General features: G+C 44.9%; 16 protein-coding genes and 5 tRNA genes. 15 read left to right on the forward strand and 6 right to left on the reverse strand.

The features are described 5' to 3' along the window. Positions 1–378: 378 nt before the first annotated feature. Positions 379–1092, forward strand: coding sequence for an N-acetylmuramoyl-L-alanine amidase (locus MHZ95_RS15235; RefSeq protein ID WP_239391650.1), 714 nt, complete (start codon positions 379–381; stop codon positions 1090–1092). A 77-nt stretch (positions 1093–1169) separates the two neighbouring features. Beyond that, the gene (locus MHZ95_RS15240) at positions 1170–2225 is read left to right on the forward strand and encodes an Mrp/NBP35 family ATP-binding protein (RefSeq protein WP_239391651.1); all 1056 of its coding nucleotides are present in this window, start codon (positions 1170–1172) and stop codon (positions 2223–2225) included. Positions 2226–2274: 49 nt separating this feature from the next. On the opposite strand, the gene gerD is transcribed toward MHZ95_RS15240, so the two are convergent. Beyond that, a complete protein-coding gene (gene gerD, locus MHZ95_RS15245) occupies positions 2275–2919 on the reverse strand; it encodes a spore germination lipoprotein GerD (RefSeq protein ID WP_239391652.1) in 645 nt (214 codons plus the stop codon). Positions 2920–3062: 143 nt separating this feature from the next. Between gerD and MHZ95_RS15250 the strand changes: the two genes are divergently transcribed. After that, complete coding sequence (locus tag MHZ95_RS15250; protein ID WP_239391653.1) at positions 3063–3743, forward strand: KinB-signaling pathway activation protein; 681 nt, start codon at positions 3063–3065, stop codon at positions 3741–3743. A 47-nt stretch (positions 3744–3790) separates the two neighbouring features. Here MHZ95_RS15250 and MHZ95_RS15255 read toward each other — a convergent pair whose 3' ends face one another. Continuing rightward, entirely contained in the window at positions 3791–4453 is a 663-nt protein-coding gene (locus tag MHZ95_RS15255; RefSeq protein ID WP_239391654.1) for a polysaccharide deacetylase family protein, read from the reverse strand. 204 nt (positions 4454–4657) lie between these two features. Between MHZ95_RS15255 and MHZ95_RS15260 the strand changes: the two genes are divergently transcribed. From MHZ95_RS15260 to glmM, 12 genes are all read left to right on the forward strand, one after another. Continuing rightward, positions 4658–4732: transfer RNA gene (locus MHZ95_RS15260), tRNA-Asn, on the forward strand. 3 nt (positions 4733–4735) lie between these two features. Next, positions 4736–4812: transfer RNA gene (locus MHZ95_RS15265), tRNA-Thr, on the forward strand. A gap of 142 nt (positions 4813–4954) precedes the next feature. Further along, positions 4955–5029, forward strand: a tRNA-Glu gene (locus MHZ95_RS15270). Positions 5030–5094: 65 nt separating this feature from the next. Continuing rightward, a tRNA-Tyr gene (locus MHZ95_RS15275) sits at positions 5095–5176 on the forward strand. 227 nt (positions 5177–5403) lie between these two features. Next, a tRNA-Gln gene (locus tag MHZ95_RS15280) sits at positions 5404–5478 on the forward strand. Positions 5479–5761: 283 nt separating this feature from the next. Then, complete coding sequence (locus MHZ95_RS15285) at positions 5762–7477, forward strand: putative bifunctional diguanylate cyclase/phosphodiesterase (protein WP_239391655.1); 1716 nt, start codon at positions 5762–5764, stop codon at positions 7475–7477. 79 nt (positions 7478–7556) lie between these two features. Next, on the forward strand, positions 7557–8462 hold the full coding sequence (gene rocF / locus MHZ95_RS15290) for an arginase (RefSeq protein WP_239391656.1): 906 nt from the start codon (positions 7557–7559) through the stop codon (positions 8460–8462). A gap of 196 nt (positions 8463–8658) precedes the next feature. Next, the gene (gene sigW / locus MHZ95_RS15295) at positions 8659–9222 is read left to right on the forward strand and encodes an RNA polymerase sigma factor SigW (RefSeq protein WP_239391657.1); all 564 of its coding nucleotides are present in this window, start codon (positions 8659–8661) and stop codon (positions 9220–9222) included. A 13-nt stretch (positions 9223–9235) separates the two neighbouring features. Continuing rightward, positions 9236–9862, forward strand: a complete 627-nt coding sequence (locus MHZ95_RS15300; protein WP_239391658.1) for an anti-sigma factor family protein — start codon at positions 9236–9238, stop codon at positions 9860–9862. A 94-nt stretch (positions 9863–9956) separates the two neighbouring features. Further along, positions 9957–10793 (forward strand): diadenylate cyclase CdaA, encoded by an 837-nt coding sequence (cdaA, locus tag MHZ95_RS15305; RefSeq protein ID WP_239391659.1) that lies wholly within the window; start codon positions 9957–9959, stop codon positions 10791–10793. Next, positions 10786–12075 (forward strand): CdaR family protein, encoded by a 1290-nt coding sequence (locus tag MHZ95_RS15310; RefSeq protein ID WP_239391660.1) that lies wholly within the window; start codon positions 10786–10788, stop codon positions 12073–12075. Before cdaA ends, MHZ95_RS15310 begins: the two co-directional genes overlap by 8 nt. A 39-nt stretch (positions 12076–12114) precedes the next feature. After that, positions 12115–13464, forward strand: coding sequence for a phosphoglucosamine mutase (gene glmM, locus MHZ95_RS15315; RefSeq protein ID WP_239391661.1), 1350 nt, complete (start codon positions 12115–12117; stop codon positions 13462–13464). Positions 13465–14202: 738 nt separating this feature from the next. Here the strand turns inward: glmM and pstA are convergent. From pstA to pstB, 4 genes are all read right to left on the reverse strand, one after another. Further along, positions 14203–15087, reverse strand: coding sequence for a phosphate ABC transporter permease PstA (gene pstA, locus MHZ95_RS15320; RefSeq protein ID WP_239391662.1), 885 nt, complete (start codon positions 15085–15087; stop codon positions 14203–14205). A gap of 1 nt (position 15088) precedes the next feature. Beyond that, positions 15089–16009, reverse strand: a complete 921-nt coding sequence (gene pstC, locus MHZ95_RS15325) for a phosphate ABC transporter permease subunit PstC (RefSeq protein ID WP_370643083.1) — start codon at positions 16007–16009, stop codon at positions 15089–15091. 482 nt (positions 16010–16491) lie between these two features. Continuing rightward, positions 16492–17490 carry a PstS family phosphate ABC transporter substrate-binding protein gene (locus MHZ95_RS15330; protein WP_239391664.1) on the reverse strand — a complete coding sequence of 333 codons (999 nt, stop codon included), beginning with the start codon at positions 17488–17490 and terminating at the stop codon, positions 16492–16494. A gap of 328 nt (positions 17491–17818) precedes the next feature. Next, positions 17819–18592: a phosphate ABC transporter ATP-binding protein PstB gene (gene pstB, locus MHZ95_RS15335; protein ID WP_239391816.1), complete on the reverse strand. Its 774-nt coding sequence runs from the start codon at positions 18590–18592 to the stop codon at positions 17819–17821. Positions 18593–18598 lie beyond the last annotated feature (6 nt).

Below are 18598 nucleotides of genomic sequence, written 5' to 3' on the forward strand. Positions count from 1 at the left end.
CCGAGCGCTCAAAGATCGCATCAAGTGATCAAAGTGACTTCCGAGCGCTCAAAGATCGCATCAAGTGATCAAAGTGACTTCTGAGCGCTCAAAGATCGTCCCAAGTGATCAAAGTGACTTCTGAGCGCTCAAAGATCGCATCAAGTGATCAAAGTGACTTCCAAGCGCTCAAACCTCGCGCCAAGTGATCAACACGACTTCCAAGCGCTCAAACCCCGTATCAAACGATCAAAACGACTCCCTAGCGCTCAAAACGATGCCTATCGTATCAAGTGCTCACCCTCACTCCCAAGCAATCAACCCTCGAACAATCTTATTTTCAAGTAGGACATATCTTTTTGCTTTTTTGCGTATAGTGATTGAAAAAGGGGTGTCCAAGTGAAACGTTGGTTAGTGATCTGCGTACTTTTTATATGTTCATTAGGGATCGTCATGTACGGTGTGAATGCATCGGACCGGGCCTTTTTCATGCCGGAGGAGTTAGGGGGCGTGAAAATCGTCATTGATCCGGGGCATGGGGGCTTAGACGGAGGGGCTTCGGCAGGGGAGGTAGTTGAGCGGGATATTACGTTGAGCATTTCGCATGAACTGAGAAAGCGGCTAGAGAAAAAAGGGGCAACGGTTATTATGACGCGCACGAAGGAAGGGGATGCGTTGGCCGAACACGCGCCGAAGGAAACATTCAGAACGACGCGTGAACGGAAAATGGCCGATTTGAAATTACGGGAAACCATCGCCATTGATGAGGAGCCGGATATGTTTATTAGCGTGCATGTCAACTCGATCCCACAAGATAAATGGCGGGGGGCGCAAGTATTTTATCATGCGGAGGGAGATCCGAATGGTGAGTTTTTGGCGAAGTCCATACAGGAATCTTTCCGGGGAAATTTGCAAAATACTGATCGGGTAGCGATGGCCATCAAAGGTGTATACCTTTTGAAGAAAGTGCCAACGCCGGCTGTACTCGTGGAAACGGGCTTTATCTCGAATCCAGAAGAGCGTGCCCTATTGACGGATCCCGCTTATCACGGAAAAGTAGCGGATGCCATATTGGAAGGTATTACTAATTTTCATACATCGGAAGAAAAGTGAGAGCATTCAGGCATTCGCTGAATGTTCAGTATGGTATACTTGGGGGTGAATGAATATACCTCCGAGGAGTGTCTACATTGATCAATGAACAAACAGTACGAGAAATACTAGGTCAGTTGAAAGATCCGTTTTTACATAAAACGCTTGCAGAAACGAGTGGCATTTCCGAAGTTTCGATTAAAGAAGAGAAAAATCACGTAAGCGTAAAGCTGGCCATCGCTAAAGTAAATACAGCTGAACAAATGGCGTTACAGATGAAAGTGGTTGAACAGTTGAAGGCAGCGGGGGCGGATTCTGTTGGGATCCGTTTCGAAGAATTGCCGAAAGAAGTGTTGGAACAATTCCGCGGCACGGCTACGGAAGCTGAAGCACAGGACATTTTGTCACCGTTGAACAAAGTGGAATTCATCTCGATTGCATCCGGTAAGGGCGGCGTCGGCAAATCGACGGTTTCGGTGAACTTGGCTGTTGCGCTTGCTCGACTTGGGAAGAAAGTTGGTTTGATTGACGCGGATATTTACGGATTCAGTGTACCGGATATGATGGGGGTTACGGAATTGCCGGTCATTCGCGGCGATCGGATTATCCCAGTTGAACGCTTTGGCGTCAAAGTGATTTCCATGGGCTTTTTCGTGGAGGACAATGCACCGGTTGTGTGGCGTGGTCCAATGCTCGGAAAAGCACTAGATCAATTTTTCCGCGATGTAGAGTGGGGGGATCTCGACTATCTGTTTCTTGACTTACCGCCGGGAACAGGAGACGTTGCACTTGATATTCATCAGATGATTCCGATGTCGAAAGAAATTGTTGTCACGACACCACATCCGACAGCGGCTTTCGTAGCAGCACGGGCTGGAGCGATGGCGTTGCAAACAGATCATGCGTTGCTCGGTGTGATTGAAAACATGTCTTGGTTCGAAGCGAAAACGACTGGTGAGCGCGAGTTCGTATTCGGTCAAGGCGGCGGCGTGAAGCTCGCTCAAGAATTGAGAACAGATTTGCTTGGACAGATTCCACTCGGGCAACCGGACTGGAATGAAGAGGACTTTGCACCGTCTGTCTATGCAGAAGACCATCCAATCGGTCAGATTTACACGGACATTGCTAAAAATATCATTAAAAAAACAAACTGAGAAAAGCGTCTGGCGCCCGAAGTCTAGACAGAAGAAAAGCGGAGTGGGATTAGCCACCTCCGCTTTTTCCACCTCCACCACCACCATCAGATCCCCCGCCAGATCCTCCGCCGCCCTCATCGCCTGACTTACTACCGCTTTCGCCACCACCGCCGCCCTCAGCAGGTTTAACATTTCCAGCTTTTAAAATAAGCTCTTGCCATTTCGTTTGCAGTAAAGGGCTGCTGATCGTTTCTTCCACTACTTTTTCCAGATGCTCTTTCATGTTGGCGGATTGCATAACGGTTTCCATCTGTTTTTGCATATCAGGTTGACTGAAAAATTCCTCCAATTTTTTTTGGAAGGAAGAATCCTCCATCAACTGTTTCATGATTTCTTGTTGTTGCTCTTTCATGCTTTTTGCAATGGATTCCGTAAATTTCGGGTCTTCAAACGTCTTTTTCCAAAAGTCCTCGCCTTTGTCTGACAGCAACGTATCTTCAATCGACTTTTTCACTTCGGGTTGTTCCAAAATGAGCATTTCCTTGAATTCGGGATCTGCAAACATTTGTCGAATCGCTTTTTTTCCTTCTTCGGTCTGCAATGCGTCGGTCATCATTTTTTTGGTTTCATCATATGTCGGATTGGATTGCTGCGGTGCGCAACCGGATACAATAAAAACAAGGAGCAATATGTGCAACCATTTTTTTTTCATGGAAACCCGATTCCTTTCCATAAGCATTTTCATTTATTGTTCACATTATCGCGCAGAATATGCATCGAACGAGGAATGAAATAGATTTTTTGCAAAAACGTTGTTACACTAATGAGAGGAATAGAAGATGGAGGATTATCGTCGTGACAATACGAAATTGGATAAAATTCTTTTTTAATGCCCTGCTAATCGGAGGACTTACGACAGCCATCGTCGGTTTGATTGTTCGTTGGGAGTTCTTTTCTCAATATGTATCGGGTGGCGAAATTTGGCAATTTATTGGTGCGCTTCTTTGGATGATATTCCTTGGATTTACCATGAGTGTCGTGGCACAAATGGGCTTCTTTGCGTATTTAACAGTCCATCAATTCGGCGTTAACTTGTTTAAAACACTTACTTTGTGGAATTGGGTTCAACTGCTGATCATTACACTTGTATTATTTGATTTGATTTTCTTTAGATTCCGCCTGACTTCGGGGGATACAGGTCGCACATTATTGTATTTATTACTTCTTGTCTCACTTGTCGGTGTAGGGATAATCACCGCTTATTTCAAAGCGAAATGGACTAAAAAACATACGCTGATTTCGGCTTTGTTTTTTATGATTGTCATTACGACGCTGGAGTGGTTACCTGCATTGATGGTGCGTTCTGGCAATATTGATTCATGGGTGACGATTTTGCTTTACCCATTACTTGCTGTCAATGCTTATCAAATTTTAATGTTGCCGAAATACAATCGGCAGTCGGATGAAGATAAGGCGAAGTTGGATGCGCGAAAAAAAGCGCGGAAAAAGACAACGGCCACTGCAAAGGCAAAATAAAAACAACAAACCGGGCTCTGTATACAGATGCCCGGTTTGTTGTTTTTTTATTCAGGGATTTTCTTCAATTTCACTTTTGGTTGGAACAACATCTCTTCCACAGTGATGAAGGTACGGCTGTCGTACAGTTTTTTTAACTCCGTAAATTCAATTCGATTTTCCCGGTGATGAGGGATGGACAGGATTTCCCCTTCTTGGACAGGTGGAATGTTACCGCCTTGCCATGTGACGGAGGAACCTAGGGCATTGATTTCGGCTTCCCAAAGCATTGTATGTAATGCAAGGGGGAAAACTTCGTCCTTTGTTCGAAACCAAAGTGGCATCATGCCAAAAGTTTGTTCAAAACGTTCAATTTGATTGACGAATAATGGGGTATTTTGTTCGTAATCCTTTCCTTCGTTTCCGAGGAGTCCAACTGGTATTTTTTTATCTTTGATCAGTTCAACGGTTTCGGGAAAGCGTTCAGCCCATTCCATATCCACAAATAATAATGGATAGGGCTTGGCTAAATCTTGGATCCACTGCTCGACCTCCACATCACCAAATGAAATATTCACCGTTAGTGCCGATCCATTTGTCCCGCGTATGATGACTGCCGGATCCTCGGTAATACGGAAGACGGCGGTGAGCGGATTTTGCTTGGGCAATGGGGGAAAGAGAACGAAGAGCACACAGCAAATGATGAAAATGATGACAAATCGGATACGCATTTATTGTCCCCCTTGTACACAATCTATAGTACTTTATGAAAAAGTGTTGACGAATATGCATAGGGCATGTTACTATGTAAAAGTTGCTGTCAGGAAGTTGTTATTGCGAGCGAAAAACTTTTTTAAAAAAAGAGTTGAAAAAGATTTTTTTCTTGTTATAATAATATTTGTCATCAAACGACAACACTGTCAGTTAAGTATTATTCCGCAGTAGCTCAGTGGTAGAGCAATCGGCTGTTAACCGATCGGTCGTAGGTTCGAATCCTACCTGCGGAGCCATTTGCTTCCATAGCTCAGCTAGGTAGAGTGCTTCCATGGTAAGGAAGAGGTCGCCGGTTCGAGCCCGGCTGGAAGCTCCAGAGACTGTACTCCCGTTAAAATTGGGAGAAACAAGCAGGACAAGGAAACGATTGAGAGAAGGAAGGAGCGTACTCAGGTACGTGACTGACTGAGCAAGCGAAGTTGACGCAGTAATGCGCCGCTTATCGCAATTTTAATAATGGCCCCTTGGTCAAGCGGTTAAGACACCGCCCTTTCACGGCGGTAACACGGGTTCGAATCCCGTAGGGGTCACCATTTTATTTTAAACCGATTATGAGAAAAAGTTTTCGGTGAAAAATATTATATACTTATTTTATCTTGGTGGGGTAGCGAAGTGGCTAAACGCGGCGGACTGTAAATCCGCTCCCTCCGGGTTCGGCGGTTCGAATCCGTCCCCCACCATTTATTTTATTTTCCATCATGTTTCATTCGAAACGTCAACCGTTTTGAAGAAATATCCGCATAGCTGAATCAAAACCGATTTGTTTTGATGAAGTTCCCTTATTTTTTCTCTGATCGAATTGGAAAAATCATTTCTTTTTATCCCTTTAACATTATCACTACATTTTACAATAACTTTTTTACTTCATATTGATTTATGTTCATGAGCATTTAGCGTATTTTATTATTGGGGTATAGCCAAGCGGTAAGGCAACGGACTTTGACTCCGTCATTCGTTGGTTCGAATCCAGCTACCCCAGCCATTTTCTGCATTTGCTTTACCAAACCATGTTAATTTACCTATAAGTTCGACAAAACCCTTTTCTTGAAAAGGGTTTTTTTCTGCTTAAAATTTAATTTGGAATAGTTGTCCAATGCTTATTGTTGTACACTAGTATTGATTGGCGCAGATTAATTTCGCTTGTATCCAGTCTTTGAAACGCCTTGAACAGCCGCTATTTTACTTTCAAGATAAAAACATTTTTTGTCGATACGATATACATAATTTATTGGAAAAGAGATGATCGTATGCAGGAAGATCATAGAATGATAGAGGAATTGGCCCGGAATCAGGGTGTCTATAATCCAGAGAAAATGTTGAAAGATGTCGTTTTTGCATTGGATCAATCTGCAATTGTGGCGATCACAGATCAAAAAGGGAAGATTTTCTATGTGAATCAGTTGTTTACGACCATTTCCCAGTACAGTGCAGAGGAACTGATAGGGGCTACCCATAGTATTGTAAATTCAGGTCAACATCCGCCCGAGTTTTTCAAAGAGATGTGGGCAACGATTGGACGTGGAAAGACGTGGCGAGGTGAAATTTGCAATCGGGCCAAGGATGGATCGCGTTATTGGGTAGATACGACGATCGTTCCCTTTTTGAATGCGAAAGGAAAACCTTATCAATATATTTCAATTCGGTATGATGTTACGGAACGGAAGGAATCCGAGCGGATGATTCGCGACCTTGCATACAACGATCAATTGACACAGCTGCCGAACCGTTTATCTTTCCGTGAAAAATTGCATAGTGAAATCGAGAATGCGTATGTACACGGTGAAAATCTCGCACTGACCTATTTGAATATCGACAGGCTTCATTTTGTAAACGATACACTTGGCTATGAGGCGGGTGACTTCATCTTATCTGTGGTTGCGAAAAGATTGAAGGAATTTTTGAAAGGCCAGCATGTCATTGCCAGGCTTTCGGGCGATGAATTTGCGATTCTGTTAAAAAATATTCGCGACGAACCACATGTCAAAGAGTTGATAGAGGCGATCCAGCATTACCTTGAGGAACCGATAAAGGTGATGGGACAGTTGCATACGTTATCGTTTAGTATAGGCATCGCGCTTTTTCCGGAGCATGCAAGAAATTATTCCGAGTTATCGATGAAAGCGGAAACAGCTCTTTCTGAGGCGAAGGCGCATGGCGGTGGAGGGTATGAGATGTATCGCCGTGGATCCGCATCGAAAACGTTGGAACGCATTTTATTGGAAAATGAATTAAAGAAAAGTATACAGCAAGGTCATTTTAATCTCGAATACCAACCGAAGTTCAATTTAAATACGGGAAAATTAACCGGTGTTGAAGCGCTCGTTCGATGGAATCATCCTGATTTGGGCATGATTCCTCCGGATAAATTCATCCCGATGGCGGAAGAGACGAAAAACATCGTGGCGCTCGGCGAATGGGTATTGCGGGAGGCGTGTCGACAGGCGAAACAATGGCGAGAAAGTGGTTATATAACACCCCGGGTCGCGATTAATATGTCTGCCGTCCAGTTGGAAGAACCGACAATCTTAGACAAAATGAAAGAGATTTTGCAAGAAACGGACGTTTCACCAAATCGCATCGAAATTGAATTGACAGAGAGCGCATTTGCGGATCGGGACGAACTGCAGGAAATGGTCCGGAAAATGAGGGAGATGGGTGTGACCGTATCCATTGATGATTTTGGAACGGGGTATAGTACGTTTAGCTATATTAAGGAATTACCGGTTGACACAGTGAAAATTGACAGGGCTTTTGTGAACGACATTCATGTGAACGAGGAAAGCCATGCCATCATCAAAGCGATTGTGACGTTGGCGAATACGATTGGACTGAATGTCATTGCGGAAGGGGTCGAGTATGAAGAGCAAGCGAAGGTTTTGAATGAATTGGGATGCCGGGAAGGACAAGGCTATTATTTCAGTAAACCGACCTCGGCTACAAACTGCGAAAAATTTATGGAAAAAAGAAAGGCCGACGAATAAATATTCAGAAATTTGTTGAGTTGAGTCAAACGCTCTCGTAGACATACAATAGAGTCATAGAAACGGGAGGTAGGGGCTTATGGGAGACATGCAAATTTCAATGATCGGTGTACCGCTCGATTTGGGGCAAAACCGTAGGGGTGTAGATATGGGGCCGAGCGCCATTCGATATGCAGGTGTTGTCGGCAGACTTGAAACGATTGGACATCGTGTTTTGGACGAAGGAGATATTCGAATCGATGCGGCAGAAAACCGTGATCATGACGATTCAAAGTTGAAAAATTTGAATGAAGTTATCAAAGCGAATAAGGCGCTTGCGCATAAAGTGTCGGAAGTTGTCAAGGAAGGCCGTTTTCCGCTTGTTCTGGGAGGAGATCATAGCATCGCGATCGGTACGCTGGCCGGCTTGGCGGATCATTACAGTAATTTAGGTGTGATTTGGTATGATGCACATGCGGATCTGAATACAGCCGAAACATCACCTTCTGGCAATATCCATGGCATGCCGCTTGCGGTCAGTATCGGTATGGGAGATGAGCGGCTGGTCCATTTACATAGTGCTACAGTCAAATTGAAACCTGAGAATATCGTTATTATCGGAGCGCGTTCCGTGGATCCGGGGGAGCGGCAATTGATTCGGGAAAAAGGCATTAAAGTGTTCACAATGCATGAGATTGATCGCTATGGCATGACAGCGGTCATGGAGGAAGCGATCGCCTATTTACAATTACGTGCTGTGGATGGTGTGCACTTATCGTTAGACCTTGATGGATTGGACCCGTTATATACGCCTGGCGTCGGGACGCCCGTACCAGGTGGGATCAGCTATAGGGAAAGCCACTTGGCAATGGAGATGTTGGAAGACTCCGGTCTGATTACATCGGCCGAATTTGTGGAAGTCAACCCGATCTTGGACGAAAAAAATAAAACAGCAGATGTAGCTGTCGGTTTAATGGGCTCATTGTTCGGGGAAAAATTGATTTGAGTCTATTCTATACACATTTAGAAACGCCAAGCGGGAATTCATTGTCCGCTTGGCGTTTTTTGATAAAAGATTCCAAATAGATGGAGGAAATCATCTTCCAAATCTGCTAAAATAAAATCAACGAAAAAAATGAAACCTGTCGATGCCTTCAAACGTATAGAAGGGACAGCCGCATAAGAGCGGAGGGTGAAATGCATTGGATGATTTGGTCAATAAACGAATAAATGAAGTCCTGAAAGGGAATCAGGATGCATTTGAAGAAATAGTTACCCTCTTTCAGCATCGTCTGTACCAAGTTTGCTACAGGATGCTTAGCAATGCACAGGAGGCGGAGGATATTGCACAGGAAGCCTTTGTCCGTGCATATATCAATATTCACACTTTCGATCAGAAACGGAAGTTTTCAACTTGGTTATTCCGGATTGCGACGAATCTCTGTATTGATCGGATTCGAAAGAAGAAACCTGACTATTACCTTGATGCGGAAGTACCGGGTACGGAAGGGCTGAATATGTACTCGCAAATTGCTGATGCCGGTGAATTGCCGGAAGAGGAAGTCGAACGAATGGAAGTGCAGGAACGAATTCAATACGAAATCGGCCGGCTCCCGGATAAGTATCGTTCTGTCATTATTCTCAGGTATATCGAAGAATTGCCTTTACAAGAAATCGGTGATATTTTGGAATTACCGCTGGGGACCGTAAAGACCCGGGTCCATCGTGGTCGGGAAGCATTACGAAAACAGATGGGTAGTTTGTAGGAGGGAAAGAAGTATGAATACGTGTCCGGAACAAATTATTCACTATATGCATGCCTATTTGGATGGCGATATTAGCCTAGAAGAAGAGCGTGAGTTGAAAAAGCATTTAGACAGTTGCGGGCAATGTAAGGAAATCATGAATGGGCTGACGGAGGCTATTACGTTCATCGGAAGTGCAGCGCCGGTGACAGCACCTCCGAGCCTTGTCGAAGGCGTCATGGCCCGTCTTCCAAAAGAAAAATCTCAAGCAGGTATACAACGTTGGTTGCGGCGCCATCCACTTCTTTCGGCTGCGGCAATGTTTTTGATTTTAATGAGTGCAACATTTTTTTCGAGCTATGGAAACGATCAGCAGTTTTCAGTGTCGAAGCAACCCAATTTGGTAGTTGAAGGGCAAACAGTGCTTGTACCTGCCGGTGAAACAGTTGAAGGGGATATTGTCGTTAAAAATGGGATACTTCGGATTGAAGGAGAAGTAAATGGCGATGTCACCGTCATTCACGGGGAAAAGTATATGGCATCGACGGCGATCGTGACCGGAAAGACGGAAGAAATTGATGAGGTCTTTGATTGGATCTGGTATAAGATGAAAAGCACGGCAAAGAACATCTTCTCTTCACCTAAGAAAGAGGATGAGTGAATGGAGCGACCGTCGCATCTGCTAATTGCGGATGCGGGTCGCTTTTATGTTATACTATTACGTAAGAATTCATGGATGAAGGTAGGCGAGGCACATGCCCAAATGGGGAGACTTTGTTGATTTCAGTCCGGTCGAGGCGCTTGTAAATATTGTGGATGTGCTTCTCGTCTGGTTTGTTCTCTATAAGCTGATTACGATTATTAAAGGGACAAAAGCGGTTCAGCTGTTAAAAGGGATATTTGTCCTCATTATCGCCCGCGTCCTGACCGGATTTTTCGGTTTTAAGACGCTGCTCTGGATGATGGACCAAGTGCTGACATTCGGTTTCCTAGCCATTATTATCATCTTTCAGCCAGAGTTGCGGCGTGCGCTAGAGCAATTGGGAAGAGGCCGTTTGTTTGCCCGCTCGACGATGCAGGAAGAAGAGCAAAGGGATCGGCTGATTGAAGCCTTTACAAAATCGGTCAGTTATATGGCTAAACGCCGTATTGGGGCACTGATCTCGCTTGAAAAAGAAACCGGATTGAGTGAATACATTGAAACGGGGACGCCAATGGATTCCACGATTACATCGGAGTTGCTCATCAATATCTTCATTCCAAATACGCCACTTCATGATGGAGCTGTCATTATCCAGAAAAACCGAATTGCTGCAGCAGGCTGTTATTTACCTCTTTCTGAGAGTGCATTTATCTCGAAGGAGCTCGGAACGCGGCATCGGGCGGCTATTGGACTCAGCGAGGTGACGGATGCCATTACCATTGTCGTGTCGGAAGAAACGGGTGCAGTCAGCATTACTGTAAATGGGGATATTCATCGGGACTTGAGCATGGAAGAATTCGAAGTACGGTTGCGCAAGGTGTGGTTCGGTTCTTCGCCTGAACAGTTGAATTCTTCGATTTGGAAGTGGGGGTGGAGAAAGAATGGATAAGTTTATGGATAGCCCATGGTTTCTTCGGTTCACCGCCCTATTTCTCGCGCTTATCCTTTTTTTCTCCGTGAAAGCGGAGGATGAGAAACTGGTCGGAAAGGCCGTCGGAGACACGGTGGATGCCATTAGTAATGTTCCTGTAGACGTCTATTATGATAATGAAAACCTCGTTGTCACCGGCGTTCCGGAGACCGTGAATATTACCATTGAAGGGCCGACGAATCTTGTCCAATCAACGAAGCTGTTGAAAGACTTCACTGTACGGGCGGATTTATCGAACTTGACGTTGGGACAACATACGGTCCGTCTCCAAACCGAAAACATATCGGAGAAATTACATGTAAGGATTGACCCGGCGACCATCGACGTCATGATTGAAGAGAAAATTACACGCTCCTTCCGCGTCGATCCGGAAATCAATGAACGATTGCTAGCAGAAGATTTTCATATCGTCAAAATGGATGTTACGCCTTCCACAATCGAAGTGACGGGCGCGAAAAGTATCGTCGAATCAATCAGCTTTGTAAAAGCTTCCGCAACAGGTGAACAAGGGATCGATCAAACATTTGAACAACAGGCACGCGTAAGGGTCCTTGATCGCGACTTGAATAAGCTAAATGTGACCATTGTCCCTGAGCAAGTGAACGTCAAAGTGGAGGTTGCTGAATACAATAAGGAGGTACCCATTGTTCTAAAGAAGAGTGGTGCCCCGACATCGAATGTCACAATTGATTCTGTATCGACCAAAGAGGGAGTGATCACTTTATTCGGTCCGAAGAAAGTGTTGGATCAGATAAAAGAATTGGAAGTCGATGTAGATCTTTCGCAAGTGAAAGAGCAAGAGAAGACCTTGGAAGTCGCATTGAAGAAACCGAAAGGCATCACCAAGATGTCCCTCGATAAAATAAAAGTGCAGGTAAACGCATCCCAGTCCGAAGAGGACATGGAGGAAGTTGTCGCCCCTGAGGAACCAAAAGAACCAGAAAAAGAAGAGCAAGTGGCGACGAAAAAGTTTCTAGATGTTCCAGTGAGAGTGAATGGGCTGGACGAAAAGTTTAAAAGTTCATTTCAGAAACCGGAAGAGGGCATGACCGATTTGACGGTTACAGCAGAACAGAACATGCTCGATAAGCTGGAAAAATCGGATTTCGTGATCTATGTCGATGCATCCGGCGTAACGGAAGAAGGAGAACAAAATCTCCCGATTTCAGTAGAAGGACCCCAAAATGTCAGTTGGAAAATCACTGATAATGAGGCGATAATGCATATTGAACTTGCCTGATATTCGACTGAATGTGCAGGTTTGAAAAGGAGAATGGAAATGACAAAGTATTTCGGGACGGATGGCGTCCGTGGAGTTGCAAATAAGGAATTGACACCAGAACTCGCTTTTAAGCTAGGCAGAATTGGTGGGCATGTCTTAACGAAAGAATCGGAAGGGAAAGCACAAATCCTCGTAGGTCGGGATACACGTATTTCCGGTCATATGTTAGAAAATGCACTGATTGCTGGCCTTTTATCAACCGGTGTTGAAGTGATGACGCTCGGTGTCATCAGCACACCAGGTGTCGCTTATTTGACAAGGGTCATGAATGCACATGCGGGCGTGATGATATCGGCTTCGCATAATCCTGTCGAAGACAATGGCATCAAATTCTTTGGAGCAGATGGTTACAAATTGACGGATGAGCAGGAAGATGAAATTGAACAATTGCTCAATGCCGATGAAGATACGCTCCCACGTCCGGTTGGAGCTGCTGTCGGTTCGGTCACCGAATATTTTGAAGGCGGCCATAAGTACATTCAATACTTGAAACAAACAGTCGATGAAGATTTTACGAATATCCATGTTGCGCTGGATTGTGCGCATGGCGCAACTTCGTCATTGGCGACGCATGTATTTGCGGATCTAGACGCAGACTTGACGACGATGGGGGCATCACCGAATGGCTTGAATATCAATGAAGGTGTCGGCTCCACTCATCCGGAAGGTTTAAGTAAGCTAGTCGTCGAAAAAGGCGCTGATATCGGTTTAGCATTCGATGGTGATGGAGATCGTCTCATCGCTGTCGATGAAAACGGGAACGTGGTGGATGGTGACCAGATCATGTTCATCATCGGCCGCCATCTGCATGCGGAAGGCCGTTTGAAAACAGGCACGATCGTTTCAACAATCATGAGTAATCTAGGCTTTTACAAAGCACTTTCCGAACATGGCATGAGTAGTGTCAAAACAGCTGTCGGCGATCGTTATGTCGTAGAAGAGATGCGGAAAAACAATTACAATCTAGGCGGCGAACAATCCGGCCATATCGTCTTCCTAGACTATAATACAACGGGAGACGGACTGCTAACGGGTCTCCAACTCGTCAATATCATGAAGCAAACAGGACGTAAACTGTCCGAATTGGCTGCGGAGATGATCGTGTACCCGCAACAACTGATCAATGTCCGCGTATCGGATAAACACGCAGTAACCGATAATAGCCGCGTTGCAGCAGTCATTGCCGAAGTGGAACAAGAAATGGCAGGCAACGGACGCGTGCTCGTTCGACCATCCGGAACAGAACCACTCGTCCGCGTCATGGTAGAAGCACCGACAGAAGAAGAATGCCAACGCCATGTTGAACGCATCGCCGCTGTCGTAAAAGAAGAAATGGGATTGGAATAAGAAATGACCGAAGAAACCCTTTAATAGGGGATCTTCGGTTTTTTTGTAGGCTAAAGCTTAGGCGCTCAAACTATGTATCAGGCGCTCAAAGCGTGAGTCAAGCGCTCAAAGCGGCTTGTAGGTGATCAAAGCATGCTTCAAGCGCTCAAAGTGGCTTGTAGGTGATCAAAGGTTGAATCAAGCGCTCAAAGCGGCTAGCAGGTGATCAAAGCATGCTTCAAGCGCTCAAAGCGGCTTGTAGGTGATCAAAGGTTGAATCAAGCGCTCAAAGCGGCTTGTAGGTGATCAAAGCGTGAGTCAAGCGCTCAAAGTGGCTTGTAGGTGATCAAAGGTTGAATCAAGTGCTCAAAGCGGCTAGCGAGTGATCAAAGCATGCTTCAAGCGCTCAAAGCGGCTTGTAGGTGATCAAAGGTTGAATCAAGTGCTCAAAGCGGCTAGCAAGTGATCAAAGGTTGAATCAAGCGCTCAAAGCGGCTTGTAGGTGATCAAAGCGTGAGTCAAGCGCTCAAAGCGGCTTGTAGGTGATCAAAGGTTGAATCAAGCGCTCAAAGCGGCTAGCAAGTGATCAAAGGTTGAATCAAGCGCTCAAAGCGACTAGCGAGTGATCAAAGCATGCTTCAAGCGCTCAAAACCACTTAGACAACGCTCAGACCCATGCTAGCAGCGCTCAATCACATATCTAATATCCGCCAGCAAACTAAAAAAACACCGCCAAGCGATTCAGCTTGGCGGTTTCGATCAGTAGCTTTTTTGGAACTTGTTGCGAATGAAGATGGCTGTTGAGTTGAGAATGAGTAAAGCAATGAGCAATACAAGAATAGTTGCTGCAGCCAAGTTTGCATATTCTGCAACTAATGAAGAATCGAGTGTCCAGTAGTAGATTTGCATCGGCAGTACTGTGAATTTGTCGAGAATGCCTCCAGGGAAAGGCAGGAGGAGCGCTGGTATACCGATCACGACTAATGGAGCTGTTTCTCCGATTGCGCGCGAGAGTGATAAAATCGCGCCTGTTAGAATGCCGGGAAGGGCAACTGGCAAAATGATGTTTTTAATCGTTTGCCATTTCGTCGCACCCATTCCGTAAGATGCTTCGCTTAGCGGGTTAGGTACTGCTCGAATGGCTTCTTGGCTTGCAACGATGACGATGGGAAGGATGAGTAGGGACATCGTTAAGCCACCAGCCAATACGACATTGCCGAAGTCTAAAGCTCTGACAAAAACAGTCATCCCTAAAATTCCATAGACAATGGAGGGAACACCTGCCAGATTGGCGATATTCGTTTGAATCAATGCTTGTAGCCGCCCTTTTTTTGCGTACAGTTCCAAATAGATGGCTGTGCCGACGCCCAAAAACATCGTAACAGGAGCGACGACAAGCATTAACCAAAAGGTGCCGAGAATTGCGCCCATAATGCCGGCGCGTTCAGGTTGTGTAGACAGTTTTCCGGTCAAGAAATCCATGTTGATCCAACTGATACCTTCAGAGACGACGCGATAAATCAATACAGCAAGGACAACGAGTCCTAAAAGTGTAGCGAGTAGGAAAATGAATTTGGACAGCGAATTCAATCGTAAGCGCATATTCATTTTTCTCATAACAACACTCGGTTTCACTTCTACCATCTTAATATTCCTCCCTAAATTTACGCGAAACATATCGTGCAATGACATTCATGATCAGTGTAAACACAAACAATGTCATCGCTACAGCATAGAGACTGTAGTAGATTGTCGACCCGGCTGGTGCATCTCCACCTGTAACTTCTACAATATAAGCCGTCATGGTCTGCATGGATTGTGTAATGTCAAATGTGAAATTTTTCGTACTACCACTCGCAATGGTCACAATCATCGTCTCACCGATGGCCCGTGAAATTCCAAGCACGAATGAAGCGATGATCCCAGATAATGCAGCCGGAATGACCACTTTTCTAGTCACTTCCAATTTCGTTGCCCCTAAACCAAGCGCACCTTCACGCATCGCATTTGGAACAGAACGCATGGCATCTTCCGATAAGGAAGCGATCATCGGAATGATCATGATCCCCATGACAATGCCGGGACTTAAAATATTCGTAGCTTGTAGACTAGGAATGAATTCCCGCAACAATGGCGTGACGAAAGTGAAAGCGAAAAAACCGTAAACGATTGTCGGGATCCCTGCAAGAATCTCCAACAGCGGTTTAAACACTCTTCTTACACTGTCAGCCGCATATTCACTCAAATAGATAGCGGTCATCAAACCGATAGGTACCGCAACGACCATCGCGATGAGGGAAGAGGTCACGGTTCCCATAATCAGTGGAAGCACGCCAAATTCAGGCGTTTGGCTAAGGGGTTTCAACACAGTGCCTGTGAAGAAATCGACAATCGGCACCCGCTTGAAAAATTCGATCGTTTCGGATAGCAATGTGTAAATGATCCCGATCGTCGTTAAAATGGAAACAGAAGCAATTAAGAAAAGAATGACTGGGATCGACTTTTCGAAAAGATCTTTAACATTTCTCGATTGCCTTTTTTGCTCGATCAAATCCCGGATATTCATGTCTTTCTCTTTCGCCGGATTGCTGTTAATGGACATTGTGCAAGGCACTCCTTCTAAACTTGTTTAACTTGCTTCAGCAGATTTCCCACACTTCCATAAGTGGCGGGAGGAATGCCAGAAAGCAACTCAATCAGAGGGAGTCTAAACTCCTTGCTGATTCAAGTTAAGCCTCCGGCGGATGTCACAGATTTTGAAGGGAGTTAATTGCGCAAGCGCAATTCAAAATCTGGACGCAATTACGCCAAGGCGTAATTGATAGATTGGATAATATAACTAAAAATTAGGGGAAAACAGGGCGAAAGGTGAAGGGAGCATCCCCTTCACCATGTGATTATCCCGCATTAACGGGCAGTAAGACTCCCACCTCAAGGCTTAAGTAAAGCGATAAGGAGAGGTGGGAGATCAATTGCCCGTTAATGCCCGATTGGTTCAACTAACACTCAGTGGGGATGAGGAAAATCCCCACTGAGTGAAGTTTTACTTTATTTCAAGCTATTTAAGAAATCTACGTTCTCTTTTGCTTCTGCATCAGGGATTGGTGCAAACCCTGTTTCGCCAGCGAACGTGTTGACGTTGTTCATTGCATAGATTGCAAAGTCAAGAACTTGTGGCTTGTCTTTTGCATGGTTGACGTTCAGGTAAGTGAATACCGGACGTGTGAAATCAGCATAATCGCCATCTTCTGCAATCGTATCAAGTGACGGTTCAACAGCGCCATTACCGAAATCTACATTTACAGCAGCAAGCTTGTCTTGGTTGTTTACATAGTAACCGAAGCCGAAGAACGCAATACCGTTTTTATCTTCAGAAACAAGGTTTACGAGTGTTGAGTAGTCTTGTTGCAGGTTGACAGTGCTGACTAGATCCTGTTCATCGAGAATGCTTTCATAGAAGAATTCATAGGTTCCGTGGTTTTCGTTTGGACCCATTGGTTTGATGTCTTCAGCAGGCCAGTCCGGATTGATATCTGACCATTTTTGTACGCCACCGTCAGCTTTGAAGATGCTGATCAGTTGTTCAGGTGTCATTTCTGTCGCCCAGTCATTGTCTTTGTTAATGACAAAAGTGAGTCCATCAAGAGCAACTTTCAATTCTTTCACCTCAATACCGAGTTTATCTGCTTCAGCTTGTTCTTCGTCTTTGATGTTACGGGACGCATCGTTAAAGTCTGTTCCGTTTTCGACTAGGAATTTTTTGAAACCTGCAGATGTTCCAGCACGGCTCACTTCAACGGAAACATTTTCTTGTTCATTCAACATATATTCTTCTGCAATTTTTGCCATTAACGGATAAACAGTACCAGAACCATCGATGACTACGCTACCTTCTAAAGCAGCTGCTTCGCCATTCGCTTCAGTGTCTGATGATGATGATGAATCTGCGTTGTCCGGTGTTTCTTCATTTGAATCTGCCCCACATGCTGCAACGATTGCCATAAGTGCAGCCAACATTAGGAACAACAAAAACTTGTTGAGCTTCATTTGAATTGTCCTCCCCTAGAACGGATCTTTTTATTTGAAAGATGATCACGTATGATCTCTTACAAATGTAAGTATAGTAGTTGAATGTAAAGTGAGTATGATAGTAATGTAAATGTATTGTAAAATAGACTAAAAGTAACAAAAAAGACATCTAGAAACGAGTCTTTCAACATACTCGTTTCTAGATGTCTTTCGATTATTACCGTCTAGACTCCGGACGCCAGACGCTCGGGTCACAAGTCAATCCTGCTGTGTGGCAAAGAACGCCACTTCGCAGGATTGACTTGTGCCTGTCGCGTCTATGCAGGCGTCCTGCGCTTTTGTGTAATTAACCAAAGCGTCCGTTGATGTAGTCTTCTGTTAAAGGATCAGTCGGATTGCTAAAGATGACGGATGTGCGATCGACTTCAATGATTTCCCCGTTTAAGAAGAAAGCTGTGCGATCGGAAATCCTGGAAGCTTGTTGCATATTATGCGTTACGATGGCGATCGTCACATCGTTTTTGATCGAGTCGATGAGTTCTTCCACTTTATGCGTCGATACCGGGTCAAGTGCGGAAGTCGGTTCGTCCATTAAAATGACTTCTGGATCGACTGCCAGACAGCGGGCGATACAAAGTCGTTGTTGCTGGCCGCCGGAAAGTCCATATGCACTTGAGTGGAGACGGTCTTTCACTTCATCCCACAGTGCAGCTTTGCGTAAGCTGTCTTCAACAATCATATCGAGCATCGCTTTGTTGCGAATGCCGTGGATTTTTGGACCGAAAGCTACATTTTCATAAATGGATTTTGGAAAAGGATTTGGTTTTTGGAAGACCATACCTACTTTGGAACGTAATAATTCGACGGGCACCGACTTGCCTAGAATGTTCTTGCCTTTGAAGGTGAGATTTCCGGAAATGGAGACATCGGACACTAATTCTACCATTCGGTTCAATGTTTTTAAGTAAGTGGATTTACCGCAACCGGAAGGGCCGATAATCGCTGTGACTTCTTTTTCATTAATGGACAGATCGATATTTTTCAAGGCATGTGTGGAACCGTACCAAAGATTCAAGCCGTTTGTTTCGTAGACGGGTTTGTTCCATTTCGTGTTTTTCATCACACG

The organism is Sporosarcina sp. ACRSM (genome assembly GCF_022346545.1).
Lineage (GTDB): Bacteria > Bacillota > Bacilli > Bacillales_A > Planococcaceae > Sporosarcina.

Excerpts from the sequence above, each read along its gene's own strand:
- glmM (WP_239391661.1), top strand. The coding sequence starts at position 12,115 with ATGACAAAGTATTTCGGGACGGATGGCGTCCGTGGAGTTGCAAATAAG.
- MHZ95_RS15255 (WP_239391654.1), bottom strand. The coding sequence starts at position 4,453 with ATGCGTATCCGATTTGTCATCATTTTCATCATTTGCTGTGTGCTCTTC.
- MHZ95_RS15310 (WP_239391660.1), top strand. The coding sequence starts at position 10,786 with ATGGATAAGTTTATGGATAGCCCATGGTTTCTTCGGTTCACCGCCCTA.
- MHZ95_RS15330 (WP_239391664.1), bottom strand. The coding sequence starts at position 17,490 with ATGAAGCTCAACAAGTTTTTGTTGTTCCTAATGTTGGCTGCACTTATG.
- MHZ95_RS15300 (WP_239391658.1), top strand. The coding sequence starts at position 9,236 with ATGAATACGTGTCCGGAACAAATTATTCACTATATGCATGCCTATTTG.
- gerD (WP_239391652.1), bottom strand. The coding sequence starts at position 2,919 with ATGAAAAAAAAATGGTTGCACATATTGCTCCTTGTTTTTATTGTATCC.
- MHZ95_RS15285 (WP_239391655.1), top strand. The coding sequence starts at position 5,762 with ATGATAGAGGAATTGGCCCGGAATCAGGGTGTCTATAATCCAGAGAAA.
- pstA (WP_239391662.1), bottom strand. The coding sequence starts at position 15,087 with ATGGTAGAAGTGAAACCGAGTGTTGTTATGAGAAAAATGAATATGCGC.
- cdaA (WP_239391659.1), top strand. The coding sequence starts at position 9,957 with ATGCCCAAATGGGGAGACTTTGTTGATTTCAGTCCGGTCGAGGCGCTT.
- pstB (WP_239391816.1), bottom strand. The coding sequence starts at position 18,592 with ATGAAAAACACGAAATGGAACAAACCCGTCTACGAAACAAACGGCTTG.
- rocF (WP_239391656.1), top strand. The coding sequence starts at position 7,557 with ATGGGAGACATGCAAATTTCAATGATCGGTGTACCGCTCGATTTGGGG.
- pstC (WP_370643083.1), bottom strand. The coding sequence starts at position 16,009 with ATGAATATCCGGGATTTGATCGAGCAAAAAAGGCAATCGAGAAATGTT.